14 protein-coding genes and 1 riboswitch are annotated in these 14,693 nt (G+C 71.1%); of the genes, 8 read left to right on the top strand and 6 right to left on the bottom strand.

Features of this window, described 5'->3' with window-relative positions; genetic code table 11:
- Positions 1-187 precede the first annotated feature (187 nt).
- Complete coding sequence (locus ACFHNC_RS02410) at positions 188-1,024, top strand: HesA/MoeB/ThiF family protein (RefSeq protein WP_437167606.1); 837 nt, start codon at positions 188-190, stop codon at positions 1,022-1,024.
- Positions 1,021-1,395, top strand: a complete 375-nt coding sequence (locus tag ACFHNC_RS02405) for a DsrE/DsrF/DrsH-like family protein (protein WP_437167605.1) — start codon at positions 1,021-1,023, stop codon at positions 1,393-1,395. Before ACFHNC_RS02410 ends, ACFHNC_RS02405 begins: the two co-directional genes overlap by 4 nt.
- Before the next feature lie 138 nt (positions 1,396-1,533).
- Here the strand turns inward: ACFHNC_RS02405 and ACFHNC_RS02400 are convergent, their stop codons facing one another.
- Entirely contained in the window at positions 1,534-2,457 is a 924-nt protein-coding gene (locus tag ACFHNC_RS02400; protein ID WP_437167604.1) for a YihY/virulence factor BrkB family protein, read from the bottom strand.
- A gap of 124 nt (positions 2,458-2,581) precedes the next feature.
- Here ACFHNC_RS02400 and ACFHNC_RS02395 point away from each other — a divergent pair, with 124 nt between their 5' ends.
- From ACFHNC_RS02395 to ACFHNC_RS02380, 4 genes are all read left to right on the top strand, one after another.
- Positions 2,582-2,995, top strand: coding sequence for a DUF3830 family protein (locus ACFHNC_RS02395; RefSeq protein WP_437167603.1), 414 nt, complete (start codon positions 2,582-2,584; stop codon positions 2,993-2,995).
- A 15-nt stretch (positions 2,996-3,010) separates the two neighbouring features.
- Complete coding sequence (locus ACFHNC_RS02390; RefSeq protein WP_437167602.1) at positions 3,011-3,343, top strand: FKBP-type peptidyl-prolyl cis-trans isomerase; 333 nt, start codon at positions 3,011-3,013, stop codon at positions 3,341-3,343.
- A 62-nt stretch (positions 3,344-3,405) separates the two neighbouring features.
- A riboswitch (SAM-I-IV-variant riboswitch) is annotated at positions 3,406-3,515 on the top strand.
- Positions 3,516-3,545: 30 nt separating this feature from the next.
- A complete protein-coding gene (locus ACFHNC_RS02385; RefSeq protein ID WP_437167601.1) occupies positions 3,546-3,836 on the top strand; it encodes a hypothetical protein in 291 nt (96 codons plus the stop codon).
- 67 nt (positions 3,837-3,903) lie between these two features.
- The gene (locus ACFHNC_RS02380; RefSeq protein WP_437167600.1) at positions 3,904-5,079 is read left to right on the top strand and encodes a 3-hydroxybenzoate 6-monooxygenase; all 1,176 of its coding nucleotides are present in this window, start codon (positions 3,904-3,906) and stop codon (positions 5,077-5,079) included.
- A gap of 3 nt (positions 5,080-5,082) precedes the next feature.
- Here the strand turns inward: ACFHNC_RS02380 and ACFHNC_RS02375 are convergent, their stop codons facing one another.
- Genes ACFHNC_RS02375 through ppsR form a run of 5 tightly spaced genes read right to left on the bottom strand, consistent with a single transcriptional unit; the run spans position 5,083 to position 12,067 of the window.
- Positions 5,083-6,942: a putative bifunctional diguanylate cyclase/phosphodiesterase gene (locus tag ACFHNC_RS02375; protein ID WP_437167599.1), complete on the bottom strand. Its 1,860-nt coding sequence runs from the start codon at positions 6,940-6,942 to the stop codon at positions 5,083-5,085.
- Complete coding sequence (locus ACFHNC_RS02370; RefSeq protein ID WP_437167598.1) at positions 6,939-7,832, bottom strand: substrate-binding domain-containing protein; 894 nt, start codon at positions 7,830-7,832, stop codon at positions 6,939-6,941. Before ACFHNC_RS02370 ends, ACFHNC_RS02375 begins: the two co-directional genes overlap by 4 nt.
- Before the next feature lie 24 nt (positions 7,833-7,856).
- The gene (locus ACFHNC_RS02365) at positions 7,857-8,465 is read right to left on the bottom strand and encodes a biliverdin-producing heme oxygenase (RefSeq protein WP_437167597.1); all 609 of its coding nucleotides are present in this window, start codon (positions 8,463-8,465) and stop codon (positions 7,857-7,859) included.
- A gap of 3 nt (positions 8,466-8,468) precedes the next feature.
- Positions 8,469-10,724: a GAF domain-containing protein gene (locus tag ACFHNC_RS02360; RefSeq protein WP_437167596.1), complete on the bottom strand. Its 2,256-nt coding sequence runs from the start codon at positions 10,722-10,724 to the stop codon at positions 8,469-8,471.
- Positions 10,721-12,067 carry a transcriptional regulator PpsR gene (gene ppsR, locus ACFHNC_RS02355; protein WP_437167595.1) on the bottom strand — a complete coding sequence of 449 codons (1,347 nt, stop codon included), beginning with the start codon at positions 12,065-12,067 and terminating at the stop codon, positions 10,721-10,723. Before ppsR ends, ACFHNC_RS02360 begins: the two co-directional genes overlap by 4 nt.
- A 227-nt stretch (positions 12,068-12,294) precedes the next feature.
- Between ppsR and ACFHNC_RS02350 the strand changes: the two genes are divergently transcribed.
- A complete protein-coding gene (locus tag ACFHNC_RS02350) occupies positions 12,295-13,758 on the top strand; it encodes a phytoene desaturase family protein (protein WP_437167594.1) in 1,464 nt (487 codons plus the stop codon).
- The gene (locus ACFHNC_RS02345; protein ID WP_437167593.1) at positions 13,755-14,693 is read left to right on the top strand and encodes a carotenoid 1,2-hydratase; all 939 of its coding nucleotides are present in this window, start codon (positions 13,755-13,757) and stop codon (positions 14,691-14,693) included. Before ACFHNC_RS02350 ends, ACFHNC_RS02345 begins: the two co-directional genes overlap by 4 nt.

Below are 14,693 nucleotides of genomic sequence, written 5' to 3'. Positions count from 1 at the left end.
TGCCGGCCGCGAGGCTGTCGCCGAGCAACAGATCCGCGCAGGCCCAGGCCGCCCGGCCGGCAGCATCCCGAAGACCAGGCTTGCCAGCCATCGCATCCACCACACCCCGCATCGCACGCCACCACAGGCGTGAACCGCGCATGAACCCGCCTTGCATCGGCGGGCGCGGCGCGCCCATATCCTGCGCATGGACCTTGAATTGGACCTCGATTTTTCCGAGGCGGAAATTCGCCGCTACTCCCGCCACATCCTGCTGGAGGAGGTGGGCGCGATCGGCCAGGCGAAGCTGCGCGCCGCGCGTGTCCTGCTGGTTGGCGCCGGCGGCCTTGGCTCGCCGCTGGCGCTGTACCTCGCCGCGGCCGGGGTGGGCACCATCGGGCTGATCGACGATGACCGGCTGGAATTGTCCAACCTGCAGCGCCAGGTGGCGCATGACACGGCCCGCATCGGCCGCAACAAGGCCGAGAGCGCCGCCGAGACCATCACCGCCCTGAACCCGGACACGCGGGTGGAGGTGCATGCGCGGCGGCTCGATGCCGAATGGGCCTGGGCCAATATCGGCAAATACGACCTGGTCTGCGACGGCACGGATAATTTCGCCACGCGCTTCCTGCTCGGCGATGCCTGCCATCTGCTCGGCCGCCCGCTGGTCTCCGCCGCGGTGCTGCGCTTCGAGGGGCAGCTTTCGGTATTCCGGGGGCATGAGGGCGCGCCGCATCCTTGCCACCGCTGCCTGCACCCGGAACCGCCGCCGGAGGGGCTGGTGCCCACCTGTTCCGAGGCCGGCGTGCTCGGCGCCGTCACCGGGGTGATGGGCACGCTGCAGGCGACGGAAGTGCTGAAGCACATCATGGGCATCGGGGAGAGCCTGTCCGGCCGCCTGCTGCTATGGGATGCGCTGGATATGCGGTTCCGCACCGTGAAGCTGCGCCGCGACCCGGCCTGCGCGCTGTGTGGCGAGGCGCCCAGCATCCGCGACCTGTCGGCGCATGCCGCCCCCGCCGTGCCGGCCTGCGCGGTTTGAGCCAGCCGCTCGGCATCCTGCTGCTATCCGGCACACATGACCGCGCGCATTACGCCCTGGTGCTGGCCACCGGCGCCGCCGCGGTGGGGCGGGATGTGGTGGTCTTCGCCAGCAATGAAGGCTGCCGCCTGTTCCTCGACACCTCCCCCCTCCTGGCCGATGCGCGGGAGGGGCTGCTGGCCGAACGCGGCGTCGCCACCCTGGCCGAGCTGCTGGAGGCCGCGGCGGAGCTTGGAATCCGCCGCATCGCCTGCGAGGCCGGGCTGAAGGCGGAGGGGCTGGACGCCGCCGCGCTGGCGCCGGGGGTGGAGGTGGCCGGGGTGGTGACCTTCCTCGTCGCGGTCGGCCAGGGCCAGATCGCCACGCTGTAGCGGTATCCCAAGTCGCCGTGATCGCGACCCGCGGCCGCCGCAGGCGGGCGGGCGCCCCGTCACGGCACTGCCGTGACGCGCCGCGGCTTATGCGCCGTGCCACAGGCGCGGATCAGTCACGATCCGCGGGATTTGCCGTCAGGCCTTTTCCCCCGGCGCCACCTCGTCCCGCCCATCGCCGATCGAGGGCGGCGGCTCCACCACGCCGCCGACCGGCGCCTTGCGCCGACTGCCGACGCGGCCGGTCCAGGCGCGGGTGAATTCAGCGCCCAGCAGGAAGACCTGGGCCGAATAATACACCCACAGCAGCACCACGATCAGCGCACCCGCCGCGCCATACCGCGCCGCCACGCCGCTACCGCCCAGATACCAGCCGATCAGCACCCGCCCGATGGTGAACAGGAAGGCGGTGACCAGCGCGCCCACAGCCACATCCCGCCAGCGCAGGCGCCGGTCCGGCAGCACCTTGTAGATGGCGGCGAACAGCAGCGCGGTCAGCAGGAAGGACACGCCCATGTTCATCGCCCGCATCACCGGCGCGAATTCGGGGAACATCATGTCCGTCCAGGTGCCCAGCGCCGCCAGCAGCGCGCTGGCGATCAGTGAGACCAGCAGCAGGAAGCCCGTGGCCCCCACCAGCCCCATGCTCAGCAGCCGGGCGCGCAGCAGGTAGGACACCGACATCGACGGTTCCTGCGTCTTCCAGATGGCGTTCAAGGCGCCCTGCAATTCGGCGAAGACGCCGCTCGCGGTGATCAGCAGCACCACCAGGCCGACAACCGCCGGCACGCCGGTCCCCTCCAGCCCGCCGGCATCGCGGACCATGGATTGCACCGCGCTGGCGCCCTGCCGGCCAACCAGCGCCACGAGCTGGTCATCCACCGCGCCCTGCACGATGGATTCGCCGAAGAAAACGCTGGCGATGCCGACCGCAACCACCAGCAGCGGCACCAGGGAAAACATGGTGTAGCAGGCAATCGCCGCGCCGCGGGTCATTGCTTCATCGGCGATGTAGCCGCGGATGGTATCGGCCAGCAGGGCACGCGTCCGGGCCAGCAGCATGGGCAACTCCTGTTACTCAGGGGGCAGAACGGTCGGCACCCGCGACGGTTGCGCGCCATTCGGACCGGCTTGGCAAGAGGCGGCCGCTCGCGTAGGCGGTGCGGACAGCACGGAGGCCGAAAAGGTGGCGGATATCGAGATCGAGATCGCGGGTGAGATCTTCCAGGCCCGTTTCGAGGATGTGGACGCGCCGAAGACCTGCGCCCGCTTCCGGGAATTGCTACCCTTCAGTGACCGCATCATCCATGTGCGCTGGTCCGGCGAAGCCTGCTGGATCCCGATGGGCGACCGGGACCTGGGCATCGGGCATGAGAATGCCACCAGCCACCCGGCACCCGGCCATGTCATCGTCTACCCCGGCGGGGTGAGCGAGACCGAGATCCTGATCGCCTACGGCCCCTGCTGCTTCTCCTCCAAGGCCGGGCAGTTGGCGGGCAACCATTTCCTGACCATCACCGGCGGGCTGGACCGGCTGGCGGTGCTTGGGCGCTCCGTGCTGTGGGACGGGGCCAAGAACATCACTTTCCGGAAGGGCTGAGCAATGGGCGTTGCAATGGTTGATCACACCGTCGGCGAGGGGACGCTCGCCGTCTCCGGCAAGCCGGTCGCGGTGCATTACACGGGCTGGCTGTTCGACCCGAAGGCGGCGGACAACAAGGGCCGGAAGTTCGACAGCTCCCGCGACCGCGGCGATGCCTTCCGCTTCCAGCTTGGCGCCGGCCAGGTGATCGCGGGCTGGGACCGCGGCGTGCAGGGGATGAAGGTGGGCGGCCACCGCACCCTGACCATCCCGCCGGAATTCGGCTACGGCGCGCGCGGCGCCGGCGGCGTGATTCCGCCGAACGCGACGCTGGTCTTCGACGTGGAGCTGCTTGAGGTCGGTTGATCTCCATTATGGGCAAGGGGTGAAAGCCCCTTGCCCAATTTGGCTTCCACTTGCTATCTGCGCCTCTGCATCAAGAGTTGGGCCGACGCCCAACGCCAACCTGCCCGCCCGGGCAAGGTGGCGCCTCCTTCACCGGGGGGATGCGGCCGTTCCGGCAATTATTCGGGAAGCGCCGCCGTCGGTCCGTGTGTTGGAGGACGGCATGCTGGATTCGACGGGCGCGGGCCCAGATCTCTCCCTGTTCCTGGGGCCTGACGACACGGCGGAATACGTCGGCGCCGGCCCATGGCGCGACCGTGCCGGGCGCTGCCGGCCCTGCCTGCTCTACGTCATTCTGCACCGTCGCGGCGGCGAGGCCTGGACCCATGCCTGCCGCGTGCCGCCGGATCGCCGCGCCGGGCACCTGACCCTGCATCTGGAACGCGCCTTGCCGGGCGATCGCCGCGCCGAGCTGGCGGCCTGGCTGCGGGGGCGCGCCGGGCTGGGCGACTGACAGCGTCCACCGGTTGACAGTGCCCACCGGCGCGCGATCCTGCCGCGACGGGGCAGGACACACCAGCATGCCAACAGACCCACCCATTCTGGTCGCCGGCGGCGGCATCGGCGGGCTGGCCGCGGCGCTGGGCCTGGCGCGGCAGGGCTTCGCCGTGACCGTGCTGGAAAAGGCGGGCGCGATGGGGGAGGTCGGCGCGGGCATCCAGCTCGGCCCCAACGCCTTCCATGCCTTCGACTGGCTCGGCATCGGCGAGACCGCTCGCGCCATGGCCATCCACATTGACCGGCTGCGCCTGATGGATGCGCTGACCGCCGAGGAAATCTGCCACATCGATCTCGGCGATGCGTTCCGCGCGCGCTTCGGCGCACCCTATGCCGTGATCCATCGCGGCGACCTGCATGGCGTGTTCCTCGCGGCCTGTCGCGCGCAGGACAGCATCACGCTGCGCACCGCGGCGGAGGTGGTGGGTTACGACCAGGACGGCCGCGGCGTCACCGCCATCCTGGCCGACGGCGAAAGGCTGCGCGGCCGGGCGCTGATCGGCGCGGATGGCCTGTGGTCCAGGGTGCGGCGGCAATTGTTGGGGGATGGCGCGCCGCGCGTCTCCGGCCACACCACCTATCGCAGCGTGATCCCGACGGAGCAGATGCCGGAGGCGCTGCGCTGGAATGCCGCGACGCTGTGGGCCGGGCCGAAATGCCACATCGTCCACTACCCCTTGCAGGGCTGGAAGGCGTTCAACCTGGTCGTCACCTGCCACAACGATGCGCCCGAACCGGTGGCCGGCAGGCCGGTGCCGGCCGCGGAGGTGATTGCCGGCTTCGATCATGTGCATGAACTCGGGAAGACCATCATCCGCCAGGGGCGCGACTGGAAGCTGTGGGTGCTGTGCGACCGCGACCCGATCGAGGGCTGGGTGGAGGATCGTGTGGCGCTGCTGGGCGATGCTGCGCATCCCACGCTGCAATACCTCGCGCAGGGCGCCTGCATGGCGATGGAGGATGCGGTCTGCCTGGCACGGATGATGGCGACGCATCAGGGGCAGGTCGCGCCGGCGCTCGTCGCCTATCGCGATGCGCGGGTGCTGCGAACCGCGCGGGTGCAGTTGCAGTCCCGCGCCGTGGGCGATCACATCTATCACCCCGCCGGCGCGCAGGCGGCGCTGCGCAACAGCATCATGGCCGCGAAGTCGCAGGCGGAATGGCGCGATGCGCTGGCCTGGCTCTATGGCGGCGCGTGACGGCTATGCCGCCGCCTCGCCGCTGATGCGGAGCAGCGCGGCCAGATCCTGTTCCGGCACGGCGCGGCCATAGAGGAAGCCCTGCGCCTCCGTGCAGCCTTCCGCCGGCAGCATCGCCGCCTGGGCGCTGCTTTCCACCCCCTCCGCATTGCAGCGCAGGCCGAGCGCCTGGGTGATGGCAATGACGGCGCGGATGATGGCGACCGATTGCGGATCGGCGCCAAGGCTGGTGACGAAGCTGCGGTCGATCTTGATCTTGTCGAAGCGGAATTTGTGGAGATAGCCGAGCGAGGAATAGCCGGTGCCGAAATCATCCATCGCGACGGACACGCCCATCTGCCGCAGCGCGACCAGGGTGGCCAGCGTGCGTTCCGTATCCGTCAGCAGCACGCCTTCCGTGATCTCGATCTCCAGCCGGTGCGGATCGAGCCCGGTGGTCTCCAGCGCATGCCGCACGGCGCGCAGGAAGTCATTGCTCTGGAAGTGGTTGGCGGAAATGTTCACCGCCATGCGCTGTGCGGTGAAGCGGGTGGCGGTGGCGCAGGCCTCCAGCAGCACCCATTCGCCGATGCGGTTCAGCAGGCCGATCTCCTCCGCCACGCCGATGAAGGCATCCGGCATCACCTGGCCGCGGCGCGGATGGTCCCAGCGCAGCAATGCCTCCAGCCCCACCACCTGCTGCGTCGCCAGATCCACCTGCGGCTGGTAGTTCAGTTGCAACTGGCCCTCCGCCAGCGCCACGCGCAGGTCGCGCTCCACCTCCCGCCGTTCCTGAAGGGCGCGGTTCATCTCGGCGGAGAAGAAGCGGAAGCCGTTCCGGCCTTCGGCCTTGGCGCGGTACAGCGCAGTGTCGGCGTCCTGCAGGATCTGCCCCGCATCGATCTCCCGCTCGCCAGGCGTCGCCGGGCCCGACAGCGCGATGCCGATGCTGGTGCCAATCAGTGCCTGGTTGCCGTTCAGGTCGAAGGGCAGGGACAGCCGCTCCACCAGCCGCGCCGCCAGCGCCTCCGCCGAGCGCGGCTGCTGGGCATCGACCTGGATGATGGCGAATTCGTCGCCGCCGAGGCGGGCCAGCGTGTCGCTGTCCCGCAGCGTCGCGGCCAGGGCGTGCGCCACCTGACGCAACAGCTCATCCCCCGCCGCGTGGCCCAGCGTGTCGTTCACATCCTTGAAGCGATCGAGGTCCAGCGCCAGCACGGCGAAGCCCCCGCCATAACGGTTGGTGCGCAGCGCGATCTGCGCCAGCCGGTCGTGGAACAGGTGGCGGTTGGGCAGCCCGGTGAGCTGGTCATGCGTCGCGAGGTAGGTGACGCGCCCCATGGCCCGCCGCAGCAACCGCAGCGGCAGCAGCCGCAACACCAGATAGGCCGCCCCTGCCAGCAACAGCGCCGGCAGCGCGATCAGCGCCGTGCTGCCCAGCATCGGCAGCGCCGAATGCTCGATCCGCACCAGGCCCACCGGCCTGCCGCTGTCGAAGATGGGCTCCGTGACGGCATGGCGCGGCCAGGGCAGGTCCCGCCGCAATTCCGCCAGCACCTGCCCACTTGCGGCCAGCACCTGAAGGCTGGACTGCGCTTCCTCCCCCGCCGTCAGCAGCGCGCGCAGCCGCGCATCCTGGTACATCCACAGATCCGGGTTGCGGGTGGCGAGCTGGCTGACGGCATGGGCCAGGACCCGGGTTTCCGCCTGCATCGCCGCGCGCTCCGCCCGCAGAGTCGACAGGCCATGCATGGCCGGAACGGCAAGGGCGAGCAGCAGCGCGATGGCGGCGGCGAAGCCACTGACCAGCCGTGCCACGGCGGCCTCCCCGGCCAGCAGGCCGGCGGCCTCCTTCGTAGTGTCGGGTGGCGCCCGGTTGATCATTGCGGCCGGGCCGGCGGCGCGAAGCCGAAATCCAGCAGGGCCTGATGCGCGCGCGGCGTCGCCAGGAAGCCGGCAAAGCCCGCCACCAGCGCCGGTGCATCGCGACGCCAGGCGAGGTGCAGGCCGCGGGCAAGGCGGTACTGGCCCGATCGCATTGCCGCGATCTCCGGCACCGCGCCGTCCAGCGCCAGCAGGCGCAGCCGCCGATGTTCGGCGCGGGTCTGGCCGAGCGTGGTCAGGCCGAAGGACCCGGGCAGGCTTTCCAGCAATTCGGCATTGTCCTGGTCCGAAGCCGCCAGGGCCAGGCCCGGCCGGCCATGCGCCCGCGCCAAGGCCGCTTCCACGATGGGCGATGCGGCGCCGGCCAGGATCCAATCGGTTTCGCTGCGGTCGCGCCGGACCAGACGCACCGGGCCGCCCCGCGGCCAGTCCGGGGTCGCGCCGCTCAGCATCGCCGCGGCCTCGGCCAGGGTGAGGCCCTCCACCGGCGTGTCGTGCCGTGTGGCGAAGGCGATGGGGGTGCGCGCGAACGGAGTCTCAGCCAGCCCGGCGGCGCGTTCCGACGCATTCAGCGCACGGGACACCACGGCCAGGTCGATCCGCCCCGCCGCCAGCGCGGCCAGCCCGCCCGCCGTGCCCAGGCTCGGCAGCACCATGACGTCGGGCAGATCCTCCGTCCCGCCATGCAGGTGGAGCAGCAGGCGGGTGATTGCCAGCCCCATGCCGGTGCCGCCGAGGCGCAGTGGCGCGGCATCCGCCGCCCGGGCGTGCCGGGGTGGAAGCGCGGCCAGCAGCGGCAGGGCGACCAGCACCTCGCGACGGGTGATGGCCTTGGCCTGGCCTGGAAGGCCATCGCCCGGAACCAGGGACGTTCTACGGAAGGGGGTCATGCCGGCATTCTGCGCCGGCATCCCTTACCCCGCGGCTAAGGGCGCGCGCCCCGGTCCCGGCGCCGGTTCGGTGAACCAGGCCTCGAAGCGCGCGAAGGTGGCCTCGGCGCCGGCGATCATGGCGGCAAGCCGACCGGCCTCGGCGCCGCAGCTCTCGATGGCGACGCAGCAATCGCGCCACATGGCGCCGTGCCGGGCGCCATAGCCGCGCAGGAAGCTGCGCCCGGCCTCCCCCGGCAGCACGCCGTCCAGGGCGCGCGCCAGATGCTGGCCGCCGAGCGTTGAGCCTTCCGTCACATACAGGCACCCCATGGCCCAGGCGGCGCACTCCGGCGCTGGCAGGCTGGCCACCGGGGCCAGCGGCGCCGCGCCGAGCGCCACAAGATCCGCCATCAGCATCGGCGACCTCCGGCGGGCCTCGACCTCGATGCCATAGAAGGCCAGCGAGGGCGCGGCGCCGAGTGCCGCCTCGACGCCGAGATGGAAACCCAGCAGGCGCCGCAGCAGCCGCACATATTCCTCCGGCGCGATCCGGCCGGCGGCGAGCCGGGCGAAGACCGGGACACCATGCAGCCGTTCATGCACGGCCCCCGTGGCCTGCCGCAGCGCCAACCGCGCGGCGTCCAGGGGCATGGCTTAATCGCCTCGCGGCGGTTGGTGGGCCGGTGGTGGGCTAGGCGGCGGTGGGCTGGCGGGCGGTTGGCTTGAGTGCCTCATCAGCGTCTCCAGCACCGCGGCGGTGCGGGCGACGGAGGCGCGGACCGATTCCAGCAGGTCCGGCATCCGCGCCACATCCACGCCATCGGCAATCTCCAGCGCCGCAAGCTGCGCGTTTTCCACCACCGAGGCCAGGATGGCCTGGAAGGCGACATCCGCCTGGCGATCCAGCCGCCCACCGGGGCGCCGGGCACCTTCCTCGATCCCGGCCTGGAAGCGCCGACGCGCCGCATCCGCCGCCTTGCGTTCCGCCAGATCGTTGAACAGGAAGACGAAGCCGAGCACCCGGTCCGGCGCCGAGAAGACCGGGTCGGCGCGTACCAGCACCGGCCGGCCGCCGCCCAGCCCAGCGCCCTGGCCATCGGCCAGCCGCACCTCGCCACGCCAGGACCGCTTGTTCTCCAGCACGTCGCGCAGCCTGCGGCCAACCTCGGCCGGGTCGGCGAAATAGGGCAGCAGGTGGTCGATCCGGCGCGGCGCCGCGCCGCGCAGGCCGGGCAGCAGCCGGTCGAAGGCCTCGTTCCGCAGATCGATATTACCGGCCTGGTCGCAGATCACCACCGGCTGGGCGGAAAGCCCCACCTGGCGCCGCACCTGGGCCAACTGGTCCTCCGCGATCAGCATCCGGACGGAGCGGAACTGCAGCACCACATCCGTCACGGTGTCGCCGATCAGCCGCGCGGTCGCGAGGTCCTTGGGCGACCACGCCTCCGACCGCCCTTCCACCACCTGGTTCCATTTGGCGAAGGACCGCCGTGGCGACAGATCGCGCGGGTCGTCGCCCACCAGCACCGGCTTGGTCGGATCGCCGCCCCAGGTGACGGTGGAGACCTGCTCGGGCCGGAACCACACCAGATATTCGCCGGGCGCGGTGGAGATCGGTGCCGCCAGCACGCCGCTGGCCACCCGCGTCAGCCCGGCCAGATGCGGCGCCTCCGCCGCCAGGGCGGAGGTGGCGATAACTGTGGCGCCCCCGGCCGAAATCCGCGGCCGGCTGTCCAGCCAGGTGCCGATGTCGCGCAGCCCGGCGGTGCCGGGCACGTCGCCCGCGGTCTGCACCTGGCCCTCGAACAGCAGGGCCGCGCCGCTGGCGCCCAGCGGCAGCAGCAGGGTCTGGGCGTTGTCGAACAGGGCGGTGCGCCAGTCGCCGTCACGGGTGATCGCCTCGATCATCCGCTGTTCCAGGCGGCGCACGGCGAGTTCGGCCTGCGACTGCACGAAGGACTCCAGCGCCGCGATGCGGGTGCCAACGGCTTCCGACAGCAATTCGGTGATGGCACGCAGCGCGAAGGGGGTGCGGCGCGGTGTCTGGTGATGGCAGGAGATCAGCCCCCACAGCCGCCCACCCACCAGGATGGAGGCGACCAGCGTGGCGCCCACGCCCATGTTCTTCAGATACTGCAGATGTATGGGCGAGGTGCTGCGCAGCACGCACAGCGACATGTCCAGATCCTGCCCGGTGCGCGGCGAAAGCCGCGGCTCCAACGGCACCGGCGCATAGTGCACATCCGTCACCACCCGCACCCGGTTGCGGATGTACAGCCGCCGCGCGATCTCCGGGATGTCGGAGGCCGGGTAGCGGTTGCCCAGATAGGGCTCCATCCCCGCCGCGTGTTCTTCCGCGAACACCTCGCCATGGCCGTCATCGTCGAAGCGATAGACCATGACGCGGTCGTAGCCGGTCAGCCCACGGAAGATCCGCGCCACTTCCTCACACAAGGGCTTCAGCGCGTAGCTGCCGAGGATGGCCTGCAAGGCGGGTTCGATTCGCTTGGCGGCATCATCCTCCGGCGCCGCGCGTTCCAGCTCCAGGATCACGCCGCCGCCGATCGGTCGGTGCAGCTGCACATCCAGCGGCACGGCGGCCGCGGTGGGCACGCGCACCGCGGCGGGGACCACATCCAGCGGGTCAGCCAGCAGCGGCGCGATGGCCCGCGCGATATCTGGCGCGAAATCGGCCAGCCGGCGGCCCAGCGCCGGCCCGTCCAGGCCGAGGAAGGCCGCCGCATTGGCGCTGACCTGCAACACCGTCAGCTCCGGCTCCCGCAGCGACAGCAGGGCGCCATGCGGCTGGATCGAGGCGGCGAGGTGAATCTGCTCCCGCTCGCAATTCGAAAGGTCGGCAGTGCCGAAGGCGGGAGAACCGGCGGAGCTGCCGGGCAGGGCAATGGTCACCGCGCGCGATCCTCGTTCGCCTCACGATCTTCGCCGATCTCGTAGCGTTCGAGCTTGGCGTAGAGGCTCTGCCGGCTGAGGCCGAGCGCATCGGCCGCCGCGGTGCGGTTGCCATTCGCCAGGCGCAGCGCCTGTTCGATGCAGGCGCGTTCCACCAGCGCCGCGGTGTTGCGGACCATGGTGGGCAGCGGCACGCGGCCGACATCATTGGCCAGCGCGCTGAGCGCGGTCCGCAGCGCCGCGGCCTCACCGGAGGCCAGCACGCGGCGGCCGACATCGCGGATGATCAGCCCCACCATGCGCTGGCCGTCGCGGTTCACGGCGCTGCCCGAGATCTCGACCTCGATCTCGGAGCCGAGATTGCCGGTGAGCTGGGTCGGGAACAGCCGGACCTCGCCATGCTGGGCGATGGTCGCCATCAGCACGCCGATATCCATGCCGGGCTGGGCCAGCCAACGGTCCAGCTTCTCGCCAATGATGCTGGCTTCTGTCCCGGCTTGGGCGAGGTCGAGGAAGGCGCGGTTGGCGCGGCGGATGGCGCCTTCGGCATCGATCGCGACGAAGCCGTCCGGCATGTCCTCCATCAGCGCGTCGCCGCGCAGCGTGACGGCGCGGGGCTGGGTGGCCGGCGCGGCCGGGCTGAGCTGGACCAGGAAGACCGGGCCGGGCGTGCGCGCCATCAGGGAAGCGCGCAGCAGCCAGGGCGTCCCATCGGCGCCCAGATGCACCATGATGCCCGGCGCGCGGCCCTGTTCGCGGGCACGCATCAGCACATCGCGCAGCGCGGCGCGGTCGCGCGCGGCGACCTCATCCGAGAAGTTCCAGCCCGGCGCCATGCCGAGCTCGCGGATCGCGGCCGGATTGGCCTCGACGATTCGCAGCGTGGAGGCGGCGATGACCAGCACGGCCTCACTCGATGCGTCGAACAGCAGGCGGGACCGGGTCTCGATCTCGCGCAGCTTCCAGTAATCCTGTTCGCGGGCCTGCTGGGCCGCGACCAGGCGAGATTGTAGTTCCGCCACCGCCTGGAGGTTCTTGCCGACGGCGATCAACCCGGCCTGCCCGCCGAGGCGGACGGTGGTGTATTCGATCGGCAGTTCGAGGCCGGAGGGGAAACGCTGGGTGATCTGGAGATAGGCGGAGACGCCGCTGGCGCGGGCATCCTCCACCATGCGGCGGACCTGAAGCCCGGCAATCTCCCCCACCGTCTCCATCCAGGGTCGCCCGAGCCACTCCTTCACCGGTTCGGAGGGAATGGCGTCGGAGAGGGCGGCGTCACGAATCACACCTTCCCAATCGAGGCTCAGGGTGATGTCGGGCTGGATCACGGCGACGCGGGTCATGGCGGTATCCGAATGAGCTGCCAGGGCCGCTCCGTTTATTCGGAGCGTCTGGCCCGAAGCGGCACCAGGGAGGAAGTGCCGCCACGGTAGTCCATGTGTGGTGTTTAGCCGATGGAACGTCAACACGAGATGACGGTTTCGCGCGAATGAGACGGTTTCCGCCAAAATTTTCCTGGGATGTCCAGGTATCTTGACACCCGGATCAGACCTTAGCCCTATTTCTGGCCATGCGGGAAGCGGGGCGCGCCATCATCGTCGTCGGTGCCGGGATCGGCGGGCTGGCCGCCGCGCTGCATCTGGCAGCGGCCGGGCGCCCGGTGCTGCTGCTGGAAAGGGCCGCTGCGCCGGGTGGGCGGGTGCGCAGCCTGCATCCCGGCGTGGTTGCCGTGGATGCCGGGCCGGCGGTGCTGACCCTGCTGCCGGTGTTCCAGCACCTGTTCGCCACCGCCGGCGCCAAGCTGGAGGATCATCTGGCGCTGCGGCCGCTGACCGTGCTCGGGCGGCATGTCTGGCCCGATGGGCGATACCTGGACCTCATGGCAGACCGGCAGGCGGCGACGGCGGCAATCGGTGATTTCGCCGGCGCGGCGGCGGCGCGCGGCTTCCTGGACTTCCAGGCCCGCGCCGCGCGCTGCTGGGACGCGCTGGAAAAGCCCTTCCTGACGGTGCAGCGGCCGGGGATGCTGGCGCTCGGCACCCAGGTGGGCCTCGGCCTGCGCGGCACCTCCCCCTTCGGCACGCTGTGGGATGCGCTGGGCGAGCATTTTGGCGACCCGCGGCTGCGCCAGGTATTCGGGCGGATGGCGGCCTATGTCGGCTCCTCCCCCCTGCTGGCGCCGGCGACCCTGATGCTGGTGGCGCATATCGAGATGGCCGGCCTGTTCGCCATCGAAGGCGGCATGGACCGGCTGGCGCAGGCGCTGGCCGGGCTGGCGCAGGCGCGCGGGGTGGAAATGCGTTACGGCGCCGAGGTGGCGGAGATCCTTGTGCAGGGTGGCCGGGTTGCGGGCCTGCGCCTGGCGGATGGGGCGCGGATACCGGCCGGGCAGGTGGTGCTGGCGGCGGATGCGGCCAGCCTCGCCGCCGGGCATTTCGGCGCCGCGGCGGCGCGCGCGGTGCCGCCGCTGCCGGCCTCCAAACGGTCCTTCTCCGCCTTCGGCTGGGCGATGGAAGGGCGGGCGGAGGGGTTGGACCTGCCGCGCCAGGCGGTGTTTCACCCGGCCGACCCCACGGCTGAATACGCCGCCCTCGCCCGTGGTCGCATGCCGGAGGCGCCGACCGTGACGCTGTGGGCGCAGCAGCGGCTGGCCCCCGCCCCGGCGCCGGAGGGCACGGAGCCACTGATGATGCTGGTCCCGGCCCCGCCGCGTGCCGATACGCGGGATATGCCCGCCGGCCCGGTGGAGGCCGCCAGCCTGGCGGCGATGGAACGGGCCGGGGTGCGGCTGCGGCGGGATGCGGTGCTGGCGGTGACGCCGAAGAACCATGAACGCGATGCTCCCGGCAGCGGCGGGGCGATCTACGGCCAGGCGGTGCATGGCTGGCAATCCATTTTCAGCCGCCCGGCGGCGCGCACCGCGCTGCCCGGGCTGATTCTTGCCGGCGGCACCACCCATCCGGGGGCCGGGCTGGCCATGGCGGCGCTTTCCGGCCAATTGGCCGCGGCGGCGGTGATCGGGGAGAGAACATGACCAAGACTGGCTGGGAATTCGACCGGCCCGCGCCGCCGCGCGGCTATGGGTGGTGGTACCTGGATGCGCTGAGCGCGGATGGCCGGCACGGGCTGAGCATCATCGCCTTCATCGGCACCGTCTTTTCCCCCTGGTACAGCCTGGCCAAGCGCGGCGGCGCGGCGGCGGACCCCGAAAATCATTGCTGCCTGCATGTGGCGCTGTATGGCGCGCCGAAGCGCTGGGCGATGACCGACCGCCGCAAAGCCGCCCTGCGGCGCGGCACGGATTTCCTGCAGATCGGCCCGAGCGCCCTGCATTGGGACGGCAACGCCCTGACGGTGCGGATCGAGGAAGTGACGGCCCCCTTCCCCAGCCGGCTGCGCGGCACCGTGGTGCTGCGGCCGGAGGCGGTGTCCACCCGCGCCTTCCAGCTGGATTCCCACGGTCGCCACCACTGGCACCCGATCGCGGCGCGGTCCTCGGTGGAGGTGGCGCTGGAAAGCCCGGATCTGCGCTGGTCCGGCCCGGCCTATTTCGACACCAATTGGGGCAGCGCGCCGCTGGAGCAGGATTTCGTCGGCTGGGATTGGTGCCGGGCGCCGATGCCCGACGCCACCGCCATCCTGTACAATACGCAGCGGCGGGACGGCACGGACCAGGCCCTGGCGCTGCAAGTGGCGCGCGATGGCAGCGTGACGAATTTCGAGCCGCCGCCGCAGGTCAGCCTGCCCAAGACGCTGTGGCGCATTGCCCGGCCGACCCGGGCGGAAGGCGGCGCGGCGCGGGTGACGCAGACCCTGGTGGATGCGCCCTTCTACTCCCGCTCCGAAATCCAGACGCGGCTGCTGGGGCAGGATGCGACGGCGATCCATGAAAGCCTGTCGCTCGACCGCTTCGCCTCCCCCAGCATGTACGCCATGCTGCCCTTCCGGGTGCCGCGCCCCTTCGGCTGA

Source organism: Falsiroseomonas sp. E2-1-a4 (genome assembly GCF_051433165.1).
Taxonomy (GTDB): Bacteria; Pseudomonadota; Alphaproteobacteria; order Acetobacterales; family Acetobacteraceae; genus Falsiroseomonas.
Note: the sequence above shows the minus strand (reverse complement) of the source record. Positions and strands in the feature narration are given on the sequence as shown.

Excerpts from the sequence above, each read along its gene's own strand:
- ACFHNC_RS02410 (WP_437167606.1), top strand. The coding sequence starts at position 188 with ATGGACCTTGAATTGGACCTCGATTTTTCCGAGGCGGAAATTCGCCGC.
- ACFHNC_RS02400 (WP_437167604.1), bottom strand. The coding sequence starts at position 2,457 with ATGCTGCTGGCCCGGACGCGTGCCCTGCTGGCCGATACCATCCGCGGC.
- ACFHNC_RS02390 (WP_437167602.1), top strand. The coding sequence starts at position 3,011 with ATGGTTGATCACACCGTCGGCGAGGGGACGCTCGCCGTCTCCGGCAAG.
- ACFHNC_RS02385 (WP_437167601.1), top strand. The coding sequence starts at position 3,546 with ATGCTGGATTCGACGGGCGCGGGCCCAGATCTCTCCCTGTTCCTGGGG.
- ACFHNC_RS02380 (WP_437167600.1), top strand. The coding sequence starts at position 3,904 with ATGCCAACAGACCCACCCATTCTGGTCGCCGGCGGCGGCATCGGCGGG.
- ACFHNC_RS02375 (WP_437167599.1), bottom strand. The coding sequence starts at position 6,942 with ATGATCAACCGGGCGCCACCCGACACTACGAAGGAGGCCGCCGGCCTG.
- ACFHNC_RS02370 (WP_437167598.1), bottom strand. The coding sequence starts at position 7,832 with ATGACCCCCTTCCGTAGAACGTCCCTGGTTCCGGGCGATGGCCTTCCA.
- ACFHNC_RS02365 (WP_437167597.1), bottom strand. The coding sequence starts at position 8,465 with ATGCCCCTGGACGCCGCGCGGTTGGCGCTGCGGCAGGCCACGGGGGCC.
- ppsR (WP_437167595.1), bottom strand. The coding sequence starts at position 12,067 with ATGACCCGCGTCGCCGTGATCCAGCCCGACATCACCCTGAGCCTCGAT.
- ACFHNC_RS02350 (WP_437167594.1), top strand. The coding sequence starts at position 12,295 with ATGCGGGAAGCGGGGCGCGCCATCATCGTCGTCGGTGCCGGGATCGGC.
- ACFHNC_RS02345 (WP_437167593.1), top strand. The coding sequence starts at position 13,755 with ATGACCAAGACTGGCTGGGAATTCGACCGGCCCGCGCCGCCGCGCGGC.